Origin of the sequence: Pseudotabrizicola sp., assembly GCF_030656345.1 — a bacterium.
Lineage (GTDB): Bacteria > Pseudomonadota > Alphaproteobacteria > Rhodobacterales > Rhodobacteraceae > Pseudotabrizicola.
Genome location: NZ_JAUSNR010000015.1, coordinates 222,133 through 237,826, shown reverse-complemented (window position 1 = coordinate 237,826; position 15,694 = coordinate 222,133). Strand labels below are relative to the sequence as shown.

Genomic DNA, 15,694 nt, shown 5'->3' with positions numbered 1-15,694 from the left:
CCTGCCATGGAAAGGCGCGGGGCTGCAAGCCTTGAGCGTGATATCAGGCAAAAGCTGCGCCAATCTTGGAATGGTATTGATCTTGGAATGGTATACCCTTGTTTTTCTGTTGATCGACATGCGGTCGTTCTCGAGCCTGTGGTACTGGATCGCCCTGGCGGTGCTGTGGTCGTCGGTCAGCCATTGGGTGATGGGGGTGCCGTTTGATCTGATCACCCGCGCCCGGCGGCAGGACGCCGAGGCGGTGGAGGATCTGACGGTGCTGGCCCGGATCAACGCCCGGCGGATGCTGTATATCTCGCGCCGGGGCGGCATGTGGGTGATCGGCTTTGTGTGCTTTGTGCTGACGGTGCTGGGGATGCTGGCAGGTCTGTACCGGGTGGAATTCGCGCAGGCGGTGCTTTTGATGGCCGGCCCGATGGTGCTGATCGGCTATCTGACGCTGCGGCTGGCCTTGCGGGTCGAGGCCGAGGCCCCGGCAGGCGCAGCACTGGTGCGGCTGATGATGCGGCACCGTTTTGTCACCCAGCTGATCGGGATGATCGCAATCTTCGTCACCGCCCTGTTTGGCATGTATCACAACATCACCTGACGGGGTTGCGCCCTTGACGGGCGGGCAAAGGGGCGTAGGTAAGGCGGCCATGAGCAAGACATCCTCTCCCGACCGTATCGTGCTGGGCGGCGCGCCCGAAGGTTTTGACGCCCGTCTGCTGGCGCGCGAACTGGCGCGCGGTGCGCCGGTGATCCACATCGCCCGCGACGACAAGCGGATGGAGGCGATGCGGGTGGCGCTTGTCGTGCTGGCCCCGCAAGTGGTGGTGCTGGACTTTCCGGCATGGGACTGCCTGCCTTATGACCGGGTGTCGCCCAATCCCGATATTGCCGCGCGGCGGATGGCAACTCTGGCCGCCCTTGCCGCCGGGATGCCGGGGCCGTTTGTGCTGTTGACCACGGTGAATGCGGCGACCCAGCGGGTGCCGTCGCGCGGAACCGTGGCGGCCAGCAGCTTTACCGCGCAGGTCGGCAAGCGGGTGGACGAGGCGCATCTGAAGGGGTTCCTGTCACGCATGGGCTTTTCGCCGGTGTCGACCGTGGCCGAGGCGGGCGACTACGCGCTGCGCGGCGGGATCATCGACATCTACCCGCCGGGGCATCCGGGGCCGGTGCGCCTGGATTTCTTCGGCGACGTGCTGGATGGCTTGCGCCGGTTCGATCCGGTGACGCAGCGCACGGTGGAAAAGCTGACGGCGGTGGATCTGTCGCCGGTGTCCGAGGTCATTCTGGACGAGGCCTCGATCACCCGGTTCCGGCAGGCCTACCGGATTGAATTCGGCGTCGGCGGGTCGGATGATCCGCTGTATGAAGCGGTCAGCGCGGGCCGAAAGCATCAGGGGATGGAGCATTGGCTGGGCCTGTTCCATGACCGGCTGGAAACGCTGTTCGACTATCTGCCGGATGCCTCGGTGATGCTGGACGATCAGGTCACGCCGATGCGGCTGTCGCGGTGGGAAGGCATTGACGATGCCTATGATTCCCGGCGCGAGGCGATGACGGCAAAGGGGCGGCTGGACACGGTGTATAAACCCGCTGCACCCGGGCTTTTGTATCTGGACGATGCGGCGTGGGAGGCGGCGGTGGCCGCGCACCGGCTGGTGCAGCTGTCACCCTATCCGCAAAGCCCCGGTCCGGGAGTGCTGGATGCCGGCGGGCGGCAGGGGCGCAGTTTTGCGCCCGAACGCCAGATGGAATCTGTCAGCCTGTTCGGGGCCTTGGCTGACCATCTTCGTGCATTGCGTCAGGATGCGCAGGTGGTGATCGCCAGCTGGTCCGACGGCGCGCGCGAGCGGTTGGAAGGCTTGTTGCAGGATCAGGGCCTGCGCGATGCCAAGCGCATCCGCGATATGCGCGAAGTGCCCGAGGGGCGCGGCGGGGTGTTCCTGCTGGTCTGGGCGCTGGAGGCGGGGTTCACGGCACCGGGCCTTGCGGTGATCTCGGAACAGGATGTGCTGGGCGACCGGATGGTCGGCAAACCGCGCAAAAAGCGCAAGGCCGACAATTTCCTGCGCGAGGTCGATACCCTGACGCCGGGCGATCTGGTGGTGCATGTCGAACATGGGGTCGGCCGCTATCTGGGGTTGGAGACGATCACCGCGCTTGGTGCCCCACATGCCTGCGTGGCGCTGGAATATGCCGACAGTGCAAAACTTTACCTGCCGGTCGAGAATATCGAACTGCTGTCGCGCTATGGCCATGAAGAGGGTCTGCTGGACCGTCTGGGCGGCGGGGCGTGGCAGGCGAAAAAGGCCAAGCTGAAAGAGCGGATCAAGGAAATCGCCGACCGCCTGATGCGGATTGCGGCGGAACGCGCCCTGCGCCACGCGCCGATTTTGGAGGCGCCGCATTCGGTCTGGGAGGCGTTTGCAGCCCGTTTCCCCTATCAGGAAACCGATGACCAGTTGTCGGCCATTGCCGATGTGGTGGCCGATCTGGAAAAGGGCAGCCCGATGGACCGGCTGGTCGTGGGGGACGTGGGCTTTGGCAAGACCGAAGTGGCAATGCGCGCGGCCTTTGTCGCCGCCATGGCCGGGATGCAGGTCGCGGTGATCTGCCCGACCACCTTGCTCGCCCGGCAGCATTACCGCAGCTTTGTCGAGCGGTTTCGCGGATTTCCCATTTCTGTCAAACCCTTGTCGCGCTTTGTTTCCACAAAGGATGCGAATGCGACGCGGGCCGCGATGACCGATGGCACCGTCGATATCGTGGTCGGCACCCATGCGCTGCTGGCCAAGGGCGTGAAGTTCAAGAACCTTGGCCTGCTTGTCATTGATGAAGAACAGCATTTCGGCGTCAGCCATAAGGAACGGCTCAAGGAGATGCGGTCGGAAATCCACGTGCTGACCCTGACCGCCACCCCGATCCCGCGCACCTTGCAGCTGTCGCTGACCGGCGTGCGTGACCTGTCGATCATCGCGACGCCGCCGGTGGACCGTCTGGCGATCCGCACTTACGTCAGCGAGTTCGATTCCGTCACCATCCGCGAGGCGCTGCTGCGTGAGCGGTTCCGGGGCGGCCAGTCCTTCTATGTGGTGCCGCGCATTTCCGACCTGCCGCAGATTGAGGAGTTCCTGAAAACCCATGTGCCGGAGGTGACTTACGTGATCGCGCACGGCCAGCTGGCGGCGGGCGATCTGGATGACCGGATGAACCAGTTCTACGACGGCAAATACGATGTGCTGCTGGCCACGACAATTGTGGAATCGGGGCTGGATATCCCGACCGCCAACACGATGATCATCCATCGCGGCGATATGTTCGGTCTGTCACAGCTCTATCAGATCCGGGGCCGGGTCGGGCGCAGCAAGACCCGCGCCTATTGCTATCTGACCACCAAGCCGCGCAGCCCGCTGACGCCGCAGGCGCAAAAACGGCTTAAGCTACTCGGGTCATTGGATAATCTGGGCGCGGGCTTCAACCTTGCCAGCCATGACCTTGACCTGCGCGGCGCAGGGAACCTTTTGGGTGAGGAACAGTCGGGCCATATCCGCGAGGTGGGGTATGAGCTGTATCAGCAGATGCTGGAAGAGACGATTGCCAAGATCAAATCAGGTGAAATCAACGGCTTGTCGCCGATTGATGACCAATGGTCGCCGCAGCTGAACCTTGGCCTGCCGGTGATGATCCCGGAAGATTACGTGGTCGATCTGGATGTGCGGCTGGGCCTCTATCGCCGTTTGTCGGGTCTTGCGACCAAGGTCGAGCTGGAAGGCTTTGCCGCCGAACTGATCGACCGTTTCGGCCCGCTGCCGAAAGAGGTCAACACGCTGATGCTGATCGTGCGGATCAAGGCCATGGCGAAACGCGCCGGGATTTCACGCATCGATGCCGGGCCGAAGGGGGCCACGATCCAGTTCCACAACGACAAGTTCGGCAATCCGGCGGGGCTGGTCGATTTCATCAAGGCCGAAGGTGTGGGCGCAAAGGTGCAGGGCAACAAGATCGTGCTGCTGCGCGTCTGGAAGACGGAAGCGGACCGGATCAAGGGGGCCTTTGCCATCGCCCGCGATCTGGCGGAAAAGATCGTGCGGCCCAAAGGCTAAGGTGTTAACGATTGTTAACACTTTCCTCAGGGCGGACCTGTCATGTCAGTCTTTCTTGCCGTTTCACTGGGTCTTGCAACGCTTTTGGCCGATCTGTCGGCCCCATCCGACAGGCCGCAATCCCTGTGGCTGGCGCAGGGCTATACCTGCGCCAAAACGACCTGCAAGCAGATCTCGTCCTGCGAAGAGGCCTGCTATAAGCTGCTGATCTGCGGGCATCGGCAGCGCGACGCCGACAATGACGGCATCCCGTGCGAAAATCTGTGCTCCAGCCCCTGCGAATAGGGTTCAGAGCCTGCGCACCACCGCATAGGCCAGCCCGGTGAACAGCGTGACGCCGATCATCAGCGGCAGGGGTGTGCCGTTGAAGGCCAGCCCGACGGGGGCCGCGAGGATCACCGAAAACACGGTCGACAGCGCCCCCACAACGCTGGCCGCCATCCCTGCGATATGGCCCACAGGTTCCAGCGCCATCGCATTCAGGTTGCCGATGGTCATGCCGACCATGAAGAACACGCCGATGGTCCAGATCAGATAGGCGAAGAACTCCACCGGCAGCACCTCGGGTGCGGGCCAGAGGTTCAGGGTGAAGGCAATGACAAAACCCGCCGACACCAGCATCTGCGTGGCGAACGACACCCGCACCAGTTTGCGCATGCCAAGCCGCATCACCAATGAGGCGTTGAGCAAGGAGGATGAACCGGACACCACCGCGATCAGCGCGAAGTACAGCGGGAAACTCTCGGCGCGGCCATAGGTCTGGTCAAACAGCTGCTGGGTCGAGGACAGGGTGCCGAACAGCGCGGCAAAGCCAAGGGTTTGGGCAAGGATCGACAGGCGGATGCTGCGCAGGGACATCACTTCGCGCAACGCGGCCCAAAGCGGGGCGGCGCGGAACGGGCGGCGGTCGGCGGGCATCAGGGTTTCGGGCTGGCGGATCGTCAGCCACAGCACCGAGGCACCCGAGAACAGAATGAACGCAAGGAAAATACTGCGCCAGCCAAAGCCTGCCATGATGTACTGGCCCAGCAGCGGGGCTGCGGCGGGCACCAGCGTGAAGATCATCATCGCAAAGCTGACGATCCGCGCCATGCGCGGCCCGGAATGCACATCGCGCACCAGCGCCAGCGACACCACACGCGGGCCAGCCGCCCCCAGCCCCTGCAGCACCCGTGCCAGAAGCATGGTCTCCAGCGTGGGCGCGACATAGGCGAGGAGCGCCCCGGCACAATAGAGAAGCGCGCCGCCGACGATCACGGTCTTGCGGCCATAGCTGTCGGACAAAGGCCCGGCAAACAACGTGCCCAGCCCCATGCCAAAGACAAAGCTGGTCAGGATCAGTTGCGCGTTATTGGGCGCATCGGGGGAAAGCTCTGCCGCGATTTCGGGCAGGGCGGGCAGCATCGCATCGATGGAAAACGCGATCGTGGCGAACAGCATCGCGATCAGCGCGATGAACTCGGTCTGGCCAAGCGCGCGTGGCTGGGGGTGGGAGTGAGACATCAGCAGTCTCCTTTCCGCGCTTCGCTAGCATGCGGGCGCGGGCAGGACCATGGCCCTAGCTGCCGGTGGCCTGTGCGCGTGCGCGCAACTCGGCCAGCACATCGGCCCAGACCTGCGGCGGTTGCGCGCCAGACACCACGTATTGATTGCTGATGATAAAGCAGGGAACCCCGGTGACACCGCGCTGCCGTGCGTGAATGTCGCGGGCGCGCAAAGCCTCGGCATCTTCATCGGTGGCGAGCAGGCGTTCGGTCAGGGCACGGTCCATTCCGGAGCCTGCCGCAATGTCGGTCAGGGTGGCGGCATCGCCGATGTCGCGCCCCTCGCGCCAATAGGCGCGGAACAGCGCCGATACGATGGCGGTCTGACGCCCCTCCAGCCCCGCCCAATGGATCAGGCGATGGGCGTTCAGGGTGTTGGGCATTCTGGAAATGGTGGAAAAGTCGATTGTCAGCCCCGCATCGCGGGCGGCCTGCTCAACACGGGCGTAGATTTCCACCGCCTTGGCCTTGCCGCCGAATTTCGCCTCCAGATACTCGGCCCGGTCAACCCCTTCGACGGGCATGCCGGGGTTCAGCTGGAACGGATGCCATTCGATGTCGAACGGATGGTCGGGCGCGGATTCGAGCGCGCGGTCCAGATTGGCCTTGCCGATATAGCACCACGGGCAGACCGGGTCGGAAAAGACATCAAGCTTGATCATGAAACCCCCAGGTCCCGCAGCGCGCGGCGGTTGAGTTTGGCATTGGCGCCGCGCGGCAGGGCGGGCAAGTGGCGGAACAGACGCGGCTGTTTATAGCGCGCCAGATGGGCTTCGGCATGGGCGGCGAGCGCTGTGTCATCAAGCGGCGTGGCGGCAGTGTAGAAACAGGCGATCACGCTGACGCCGGGCTTGACCTCGACCTCGGTCACCGCCGCCTCTGCCAGACCGGGAAAGCGGGCCATTGCCGCCTCGACCTCGACCGGGCTGACACGGTAGCCGCCGGCGTTGATCTGGTCATCGTCGCGGCCCAGATAGGTGACGGCACCGGCCGCATCGATCAGAACCTGATCGCCGGTCAGGAACCAGTCGCCCGTCAGCCGCGCGGCGGTGGCCTCGGGCGCATCCAGATAGCCCAGCATCAGCCCCGGATCGCGGCGGTCGATTGCCAGCTGCCCGGGCAGCCCGCGCGGCACCGGGGCCAGATCGGGACCAAGCGCCGCAATCCGCCGCCCGGGCTGGGCAAAGCCGGTGGCCCCGTCAGGGGCAGGGCACGTCGGCGATTCCGAGATGAAGGTCGAGATTTCCGACATGCCCAGCGCCTCACACACCGGGGTGCCGGTGGCGCGGGTCCAGGCCCTTCGCGTCTCTGCGCTCAGCTTTTCGCCGGCAGACAAGCCGTGGCGCAGATGCGGCAGGGGGCGCAACGGCGCACGCAGCATCTGGCGGTAGACGCCGGGGGCGGCGGCAAAGATCGTGGCGCGGTAGCCATGCAACAGATCGGGCAGATCGGCGGCACCTGTGCCCGCGCCGGGGATCAGCGCGGTCGCCCCCACGGTCCACGGGTCCATCAGCCCGGTGCCCAGCGTATAGGTCCAGTTGAACGCACCTGCGTGCAGCAGCACGTCGCCTTCGGTCAGCCCCTCCCACCCGGCATGCATCAGGCTGCGCGCGATGATGGCGCGGTGCGCATGCACCACCGCCATCGGGCTTCCGGAAGTGCCGGAGGTGAAGATGATGTAACCGGGCCGCTCTGCGTCGCCCATGTGGAAGGCTGCAGGCGGCAAGATTTCCATCATGCGGACATCCGCATCACTGATCACCGGGCAGTCCTGCCCGTCAGGTAGGGCAACACCGTCGCTGGCGACAATCAGACGCGGCGCAATGCGCGCGGCCATCGGGGTGATCTCGGCGCGGGTCAGTTGCGCAGAGGTGGCCACCGGCACCATGCCTGCGGCCAATGCGCCCAGAAACAGGATGGGAAATTCCACCTGACTGGTCAGCCGCATCAGAATGCGGTCGCCGGGCTGCAGCCCCCGTGCCAGCAGCCCGCTGGCACAGCCCAGCACGGCACCCAGCAGGCGGGCATAGCTCCAGTCCTCAGCCCCCGTGGGCGTAAGGATGCGCAGCGCCAGCTTGTCGGGCGTGCGCGCCGCCGCCTGCGCAAGCACATGCTGCGCCATGTTGAAGGGCGAAGGCACGGTCGGGGCAGGGCCGGTATCCAGAAGTGACAGCATGGTCTGTGCCTAATGCGCCGCGCGCGCCGGTGCAATCTGAAACCAGGTGCCCGGCTTGCGCAGGCGCGCATGACGACGCGGCGCCTGCCTCCGGCGGGAGTATTTCAGAAAGGTGCAGACCCGGCTGGCTTGCACCTTTCCTAAATACTCATCTTCACGCCACCGCAATCCGCGCGCCGCGTCAGATCCGGCGGATCAGTTGATCCAGTTCGACACCCGGTTGGCCCCGCCGGAAATGTCGCGGCCGATGCCTTCGACCGTGCCGCAGCCTGTGAGGAGTGTCAGGGCGGCCGCCGCCGCCATCAAGCAAAGTTTACACATCTGTCTGCCCGTTTCTTGGTTTACTGCTCATACCACCAGACCTCTGGCTGAAAGCCGATCCAGTCGCCATACAGCGGCGGGCGCGCCGGGAACTTCAGCTCTTTGCGGTGCGCCAGTCGCGAGACGTCAGAATACCACATCGGGATCACATATCTACCCGTGGTCAGCACACGGTCCAGCGCCTGTGTCGCGGCTGCAAAGGTTTCCGGGTCGGGGGCGTTCAGCATGGTGTCGATCATCGCTTCCGCCGCCGGAGAATCCATGCCCATCCAGTTGCGGGTGCCCGGTTGGGTCACGCCTGCCGCCCCCCAGTACAGCGTCTGTTCATTTCCGGGGGAAAGCGACAGGCTGCGGATGTAATGGGTCATGTCAAAGGCATAGGTGTTGGTGCGTTCGATATATTGCGCGTTGTCGACCGTGGTCACGCGGGCCGTGATGCCAAGGCGCTTCAGGCTTTCGACATAGATATCGGCGGCGGAAATCATGTCACTGGCTCCGTTGACCAGCAGGATCTCGAAGCTGACAGGCGTGCCGGCGGGGTCTTTCAACTGGCCTGCCTCAACCGTGTACCCGGCTTGCGCCAGCAGGGCGGTGGCGGCGCGGATGTTGCGGCGGTTGGCGACGCTGCCATCGCCGGTCGGCACCGTATAGCCATCGAGCGCACCGGGCAGCAGGCTGTCGCGGAACGGCTCCAGCAGCTCCAGCACGCGACCTGTCGCCGGGGTGCCGGGGGTGAAGCCCAGCGGCGAGTTGCCGAAATAGGACGGAATGCGCGGATAGGCCCCGCCGTTGATGGTCTGGTTTGCCAGTTCGAAATTGAAGGCCAGAATCATCGCCTCACGCACCCGCCAGTCGGCAAACAGCGCGCGCCGGGTGTTCATCACAAAGCCTTCGATGCCCGACGGGCGCTGGTGCGGGATTTCGGATTTCACGATGGTGCCATTGGTGACCTCGGGCCAGCCATAGCTGCTGGCCCATTTTGCCGGGCTGGTTTCGCGCCATGTGGTGATCAGCCCGCCCTTGAACGCCTCGAACACCACGCCGCCATCGCCGAAATAATCGGTGCGCACCTCGTCGAAATTGTGCTGGCCCCGGTTGAAGGGCAGATCCTTGCCCCACCAGTCGGGGTTGCGCCGGAAGCTGACGTAGCGGCCGGTTTCAAACCTGTCGACCACATAGGGGCCCGATCCGATCGGCGCTTCCAGCGTCGAGGCGTCGAACGCCTTGCCCTCCCACTGCGCCTTTTGCAGAATCGGGCGCAGGCCGAGGATCAGGGGCAGTTCGCGGTCTTCGGTGTTGAAGGTAAAGCGGATGGACCGCGGGCCGGTGATCTCGGCCCGGTCGATCTTGTTCCAGGCGGTGTGATAGCGCGGGTTGCCGAGGGTGCCCAGTGTTTCAAACGACCAGCGCACGTCTTCGACCGTGACCGGCGCGCCGTCAGAGAATCGGGCGGCCTCACGCAGGGTAAATTCTGCGTAGGTCCGGGCGGCATCGGTGGTGATCGATTCGGCCAGCAAGCCGTAAAGCGTGAAGGGTTCGTCATAGGACCGGCCCATCAGCGTCTCGACCGTGAGGCTGGACACCGCAGCGGGCGCACGGCCGCGCAGGATGAACGGGTTCATCGAGTCAAAGCTGCCCGACTCTCCCATCACGATGCGCCCGCCCTTGGGCGCGTCGGGGTTCACATGGGGCAGCGACACAAAATCCGGGGGGAGGGCAGGGTCGCCATACATAGCTATGCCATGGGCCGGAGAATCACTTCCCTGTGAAAGCGCGGGAGCCGCCGTGAAAGCGAGCAGGACTGCCACCACAAATCCCTGTCTGATGTGGAAAAAATCTCGTCCCATTCCGGTGACAATCCCCTGATGCCTTGGTTTCCTTGGCCGCACGCTAGGCCGGGTTGTGAGCCTTTTCAAACTTTTAACTTGGCCATCGGCAACAAGCGGCGTATATAGACTGTACTGCTCGATAGGTTTCTTGCCTGTATGAAACCTGCCTCAATAACTTAACGCCGGCTTCGTGCCGGCGTTTTTTTTGGGCATTGCAGGAACGCCCCCCTGTCATTCGCGTTTGCAGCATGTAAGCTGCCGCAACAGCAAAATGAGGGGAACGCCATGAGCCTGAAGGGCAAGACCGCCGTCATCACCGGATCCACCTCGGGCATCGGTCTGGGCATCGCGGAAGAGCTGGCACGCGCCGGGGCCGATATCGTGCTCAACAGCTTTACCGACAAGGATGAGGATCATGACTTGGCCAAAGAGCTGGCGCAAAAGCATGGCGTCACGGTGCGCTACATTCAGGCCGACATGTCCAAGGGCGATGACTGCCGCGCGCTGATCGAAAAGGCCGGGGCCTGCGATATTCTGGTGAACAATGCGGGCATCCAGCATGTCTGCGGGATCGAGGATTTCCCGGTTGAGACCTGGGACCGGATCATTGCCATCAACCTGAATTCCACCTTCCACACCACCGCCGCCGCTTTGCCGCTGATGCGCAAGGCCGGTTGGGGCCGGGTGATCAACGTGGCCTCGGCCCACGGCCTGACGGCCAGCCCGTACAAGGGCGCTTACGTTGCGGCCAAGCATGGGCAGGTCGGGTTCACCAAGGTGACGGCGCTGGAATGTGCGGGGCAGGGGATTACGGCCAATGCGATCTGCCCCGGCTATGTGCTGACCCCGCTGGTCGAGGCGCAGATCCCCGATCAGATGAAAAAGCACAACATGGACCGCGAGACGGTGATCGAACAGGTGATGCTGGAACGCCAGCCCAGCCGCGAATTCGCGACCGTGGAACAGATCGGCGGCACGGCGGTGTTTCTGGCGTCCGACGCGGCGGCGCAGATCACCGGCACCACAATTTCGGTCGATGGGGGCTGGACGGCGCTGTAACAGCGCTGCATCAAGGCCCGCGAAAGGCGGGTTCTGATGAGCGATATTCTGTGCATTGGGTCTGTCCTGTGGGACATCATCGGCCGCGCGCCAGCCTCGTTGCGGCTGGGGTCGGATGTGCCGGGGCGGATCACGCGGCTGCCCGGGGGTGTGGCGCTGAACATTGCGATGACGCTGACGCGCTTTGGCCTGCGGCCCGCGCTGCTGACCGCGGTGGGCCGCGACGCCGAAGGCGATGAGCTGATCGCGGCCTGTCTGCGGATGGGGCTGGATTGTGGCCATGTGTACCGATCAGACGATCTGCCGACCGACCGCTATATGGCGATTGAGGGCGCGAACGGCCTGATTGCCGCGATTGCCGATGCGCACTCTCTGGAAATGGCGGGCGACAAGATCTTGCGCGCCTTGGGCGATGGCACGCTGGGGTCGGAAGCATCGCCCTATGCAGGGCTGATCGCGCTGGATGGCAATCTGACCGAGGCGTTGATTTCCGACATTGCGAAGTCTGCCCTGTTTGCAAAGGCCGATCTGCGGGTGGCACCGGCCAGCCCCGGCAAGGCGGAACGGCTGATGCCGCTGCTGGGCCATCCGCGCGCGACGCTGTATGTCAATCTGGAAGAGGCCGGGCTGATCGCCAAGGGGCGGTTCGAGTCGGCGGCAGAGGCGGCTCAGGCACTGCTGGAGCGCGGGGCGGCCCGGGTGCTGGTCACCGATGGTGGGCGCGATGCGGCGGAAGGCACGGCGGGGCAGGGTGTGATCACCGGGCCACCGCCGCAGGTGCTGGTCACCCGCGTCACGGGTGCTGGCGATACATTCATGGCGGCCCACATCGTGGCCGAAGCGCGCGGGGCCACTCGTGCCAGCGCATTGGAGGCAGCGCTGCAGGCGGCTGCCGATTACGTTTCTGGAGATATCGGATCATGACCCTTCCCCTGACATTCTCGCCCGAAGTCGCACAGGCGCGCGCCAATGGTGCTGCCATCGTGGCGCTGGAATCCACCATCATCACCCATGGCATGCCGTTCCCGCAGAACGTGGAAACCGCCCGCGCGGTGGAGGATGAGATCCGCTCCCATGGCGCCGTGCCCGCGACGATCGCCATCATGGACGGGCGCATCCACATCGGCCTGACCGAGGCAGAGCTGGACCGGCTGGGGCAGGCGACGGATGTGGCGAAACTGTCCCGTGCTGACCTCGCGGCCTGCCTTGCCACAGGGGGCATGGGGGCCACCACGGTGGCGGCGACGATGATCTGCGCCCATCTGGCGGGCATCCATGTCTTTGCCACGGGGGGCATCGGCGGCGTGCATCGCGGGGCAGAGACGACATTCGACATCAGCGCCGACCTGCTGGAACTGGCCGCCACCCCGGTGACTGTGGTGGCAGCGGGGGCCAAGGCGATTCTGGACCTGCCCAAAACGCTGGAGGTGCTGGAAACGCATGGCGTGCCGGTGATCGCCTATGGTCAGGACAACTTTCCGGCGTTCTGGTCGCGGTCATCCGGCCTCACGGCGCCGCTGCGGATGGACAGCGCGCGCGACATAGCTTTGGCGCAGCGGATGCGCACCGCGCTTGGCCTGCCCGGCGGGCAGCTGGTGGCCAACCCGATCCCGGTTGAGGCCGAGATTGCCAGCCATGAGATCACCCCGGTGATCGAGGCTGCGCTGCAACAGGCGCAGGCCGAGGGCATCAGCGCCAAGGCGGTGACGCCCTATCTGCTGGACCGGATGTATGAGATGACCGAAGGCCGGTCCCTGACCGCCAATATCGCGCTGGTTCTGAACAACGCCCGGCTGGCCGCGGCCATTGCGCGCGAAATGGTGGCAGGCTGACCGGCCTGACGGCCCCTTGTCGCATAAAATTCGTGTGGCCAAAGGGTTTGGCCATGCTTGTGCCATTGTGAATGAACCACGCCCTGCCTAACTATGGCTCGACCAGTGAGGGACCATGTCAGAGCCAGTGCCGCCCATCAAACGTAAAAGCCTGTTTTCGGGCCTGCGCTCATCTTTCCTGACCGGGTTGGTGGTGGTGCTGCCGATCGGGCTGACCATCTATCTGATCTGGACGGTGGTGGGCTGGATCGATGGCTGGATCTTGCCGCTGATCCCCGGACCGTGGAAGCCGGACGTTCTGGTCCGCCAATGGTTCGGGCCGGATGCGACGATTCCGGTGCGCGGCGTTGGCGTGGTGGTCTTTCTGATCTTTACGGTGTTTGTCGGCTGGCTGGGCAAGGGCTTTATCGGGCGCAAGTTCCTGATCTGGGCCGAAGGTCTGGTCGACCGGATGCCGGTGGTGCGATCCTTGTACAACGGGTTGAAGCAGATTGCCGAAACCGTGTTTTCGCAAAACGAGTCCAGCTTTGAACGCGCCTGTCTGGTGCAATACCCCAAGGAACATATCTGGGCCATAGGCTTTGTCTCGACCCGCGCAAAGGGCGAATTGCAGGCCAAGCTGAACGCGGGCGGCTATATGGATGTGATCTCTATCTTTCTGCCAACCACGCCGAACCCGACCTCGGGCTTTCTGTTGTATGTGCCGGAAAAGGATGTGGTCTATCTGGATATGAAGGTGGAAGATGCGGCCAAGCTGATCATCTCGGCCGGGCTGGTCTACCCCAACGGCCGCGATGCCGCCGGGGTCATGGTGCGCAATCCGTCAGCCAAATAGGTCGCGCAGATCAAAGCTGGCCTCGTGCCCCAGCTTTTTGCCATGCGCTTCCAGAAACGCATCGGTGGCCAGATGGCCTGCCGCCCGCAGCCGCGCAATCAGCGTGGGCGAGGGTGACATTTTGGTGGCCCCGGTCATTTCGGTCATCAGCGCATCATCGCTGACCAGATGGGTGCGGATCGCCTTCATCGTGCCGGGTTCCAGCCGCCCGTCGCGCAGCAGGCGGCGCACGAAATGCACGGCGCGCAATTCACCCAGCAACGCAGAATTGAAGCTGATTTCATTGACCCGGTTCTGAATATCAATCGGGGTTTTGGGCACCCCTTCGCGCAGCATCGGGTTGATCGACACGATCAGCACATCATCGGGCAGATCGGGCTGATACAGCGGGAACATCGCCGGATTGCCGGCATAGCCGCCATCCCAATAGGCATGGCCCTCAATCTCTACGGCCTGAAAGATGGTCGGCAGGCAGGCCGAGGCCATCAGCGCCTCTGGCGTGATCTCGTCGCCGGAAAAGATACGGATGCGCCCGGTATCCACCCGCGTGGCCCCGATGAACAGGCGCGGACCCTCAGTGGCGCAAACCCGGCTGAAATCCAGCCGCCGCACGATACGCTCCAGCGGATTGCGCCACATCGGCCCCCAGGCGTAGGGGGTATAGACCTGCGCGGCCATGCCCGCCGGGGAAAAGGGCGACATCGACATCGCAAACTGCCCCAGCGCCTCAAACCCCGGGACCATCGGCTGCATCCATTCGGGGATGCGCAGATCAGACACCCGCGCCACATCGCGCCACAGCTTGGCAAGCGACGCCTTTGCGCCCGTGCGCCCGCCGCTGATCATCCCCGCCTTGAGCGCCGCCGCGTTCAGCGCGCCGGCTGAGGTGCCGGAAATCGCAGCAATCTCGATGCTGTCTTCCTCCAGCAGCCGGTCGAGCACGCCCCAGGTAAAGGCCCCATGCGCGCCGCCGCCCTGCAGTGCCAGATTGATCTTGGTGGTCATCACGGTCTCCTTTGGCCTGCAATCTAGTCTTTCTGCAGTGCAGCGCAAGGTTGAGGCTTGCCATTCCACAGCGATAGGGGTAACGACACGCCACTTCACAGGCAGGTGCGGGCCATGACGGGGAGACATCCCGTCTGGTCCACCGGTTGGGGGAAACCCTGAGAACACTTGCCGAGGCGCAAACCGGAAAAGGATACATGGACATGGCGCTCCCAGAATTTACCATGCGTCAGCTGCTTGAAGCTGGCGTTCACTACGGTCACCAGACGCAACGCTGGAACCCGAAGATGGGCGAATACATCTACGGCGACCGCAACGGCATTCACATTCTTGACCTGACGCAGACTGTTCCGATGCTGGATCAGGCGCTCAAAGTCGTGCGTGACACGGTTGCCAAAGGCGGCCGCATCCTGTTTGTCGGCACCAAGCGTCAGGCCCAGAAGCCGATCGCCGAAGCCGCAGAGCGTTGCGCGCAGTTCTACATGAACCACCGCTGGCTGGGTGGCACGCTGACAAACTGGAAAACCATTTCCATGTCGATCCAGCGTCTGAAGCAGATCGACGAGCAGCTGGCTGCCGGCGCTGAAGGTCTGACCAAGAAAGAACGCCTTGGCATGGAACGCGACCAGTCCAAGCTGCAGGCCTCGCTTGGCGGGATCCGCGAAATGGGCGGCACGCCTGACCTGATCTTCATCATCGATGTGGGCAAGGAAGATCTGGCCATTCTGGAAGCCAAAAAACTTGGCATCCCGGTTGTGGCCGTGGTTGACACCAACTGCTCGCCCAAGGGCGTCGATTACGTGATCCCCGGCAATGACGACGCCGCCCGTGCGATTGCGCTCTATTGCGAGCTGATCGCCCGTGCAGCGCTTGACGGCATGTCGGCCCAGATGGGTGCCGCTGGCGTTGACCTTGGCGCGCTGGAAGAAGCGCCCGTGGAAGAAGCTGTCGAAGAAGCTGCCGCCGAAGCCTGATTGGCTGTCGTCAATTTGTGAC

The 15,694-nt window shown here is 63.9% G+C and carries 14 protein-coding genes; 8 read left to right on the top strand and 6 right to left on the bottom strand.

Going from position 1 to position 15,694, the window contains the following annotated elements; genetic code table 11:
- The first annotated feature begins 82 nt into the window (after positions 1-82).
- The 3 genes from Q7J44_RS09085 to Q7J44_RS09075 are packed head-to-tail and all read left to right on the top strand — an operon-like array spanning position 83 to position 4,382.
- A complete protein-coding gene (locus Q7J44_RS09085; RefSeq protein WP_304879064.1) occupies positions 83-592 on the top strand; it encodes a component of SufBCD complex in 510 nt (169 codons plus the stop codon).
- Between the two features lie 49 nt (positions 593-641).
- Entirely contained in the window at positions 642-4,097 is a 3,456-nt protein-coding gene (mfd, locus tag Q7J44_RS09080; RefSeq protein WP_304879061.1) for a transcription-repair coupling factor, read from the top strand.
- A 42-nt stretch (positions 4,098-4,139) separates the two neighbouring features.
- Positions 4,140-4,382: an excalibur calcium-binding domain-containing protein gene (locus Q7J44_RS09075; protein WP_304879059.1), complete on the top strand. Its 243-nt coding sequence runs from the start codon at positions 4,140-4,142 to the stop codon at positions 4,380-4,382.
- Positions 4,383-4,385: 3 nt separating this feature from the next.
- On the opposite strand, the gene Q7J44_RS09070 is transcribed toward Q7J44_RS09075, so the two are convergent.
- From Q7J44_RS09070 to Q7J44_RS09050, 5 genes are all read right to left on the bottom strand, one after another.
- Complete coding sequence (locus tag Q7J44_RS09070; RefSeq protein WP_304879057.1) at positions 4,386-5,600, bottom strand: multidrug effflux MFS transporter; 1,215 nt, start codon at positions 5,598-5,600, stop codon at positions 4,386-4,388.
- A 55-nt stretch (positions 5,601-5,655) separates the two neighbouring features.
- Entirely contained in the window at positions 5,656-6,303 is a 648-nt protein-coding gene (locus Q7J44_RS09065) for a DsbA family oxidoreductase (protein WP_304879056.1), read from the bottom strand.
- A complete protein-coding gene (locus Q7J44_RS09060; protein WP_304879054.1) occupies positions 6,300-7,817 on the bottom strand; it encodes a class I adenylate-forming enzyme family protein in 1,518 nt (505 codons plus the stop codon). Before Q7J44_RS09060 ends, Q7J44_RS09065 begins: the two co-directional genes overlap by 4 nt.
- A gap of 195 nt (positions 7,818-8,012) precedes the next feature.
- Positions 8,013-8,138 (bottom strand): entericidin, encoded by a 126-nt coding sequence (locus tag Q7J44_RS09055; protein WP_304879051.1) that lies wholly within the window; start codon positions 8,136-8,138, stop codon positions 8,013-8,015.
- Between the two features lie 20 nt (positions 8,139-8,158).
- Positions 8,159-9,871, bottom strand: a complete 1,713-nt coding sequence (locus Q7J44_RS09050; protein ID WP_370692978.1) for an extracellular solute-binding protein — start codon at positions 9,869-9,871, stop codon at positions 8,159-8,161.
- A 381-nt stretch (positions 9,872-10,252) separates the two neighbouring features.
- Here Q7J44_RS09050 and Q7J44_RS09045 point away from each other — a divergent pair, with 381 nt between their 5' ends.
- From Q7J44_RS09045 to Q7J44_RS09030, 4 genes are all read left to right on the top strand, one after another.
- Positions 10,253-11,026, top strand: a complete 774-nt coding sequence (locus tag Q7J44_RS09045; protein WP_304879047.1) for a 3-hydroxybutyrate dehydrogenase — start codon at positions 10,253-10,255, stop codon at positions 11,024-11,026.
- Positions 11,027-11,062: 36 nt separating this feature from the next.
- On the top strand, positions 11,063-11,950 hold the full coding sequence (locus Q7J44_RS09040) for a PfkB family carbohydrate kinase (RefSeq protein WP_304879045.1): 888 nt from the start codon (positions 11,063-11,065) through the stop codon (positions 11,948-11,950).
- A complete protein-coding gene (locus tag Q7J44_RS09035; protein ID WP_304879043.1) occupies positions 11,947-12,858 on the top strand; it encodes a pseudouridine-5'-phosphate glycosidase in 912 nt (303 codons plus the stop codon). The genes Q7J44_RS09040 and Q7J44_RS09035 overlap by 4 nt, the downstream gene beginning before the upstream one ends.
- 115 nt (positions 12,859-12,973) lie before the next feature.
- A complete protein-coding gene (locus tag Q7J44_RS09030; RefSeq protein ID WP_304879041.1) occupies positions 12,974-13,693 on the top strand; it encodes a DUF502 domain-containing protein in 720 nt (239 codons plus the stop codon).
- On the opposite strand, the gene Q7J44_RS09025 is transcribed toward Q7J44_RS09030, so the two are convergent.
- On the bottom strand, positions 13,682-14,698 hold the full coding sequence (locus Q7J44_RS09025) for a patatin-like phospholipase family protein (RefSeq protein ID WP_304879039.1): 1,017 nt from the start codon (positions 14,696-14,698) through the stop codon (positions 13,682-13,684). The two genes, Q7J44_RS09030 and Q7J44_RS09025, sit on opposite strands and share 12 nt — an antisense overlap.
- A gap of 197 nt (positions 14,699-14,895) precedes the next feature.
- Here Q7J44_RS09025 and rpsB point away from each other — a divergent pair, with 197 nt between their 5' ends.
- Positions 14,896-15,672, top strand: coding sequence for a 30S ribosomal protein S2 (rpsB, locus tag Q7J44_RS09020; RefSeq protein WP_304879038.1), 777 nt, complete (start codon positions 14,896-14,898; stop codon positions 15,670-15,672).
- Positions 15,673-15,694: the final 22 nt, after the last annotated feature.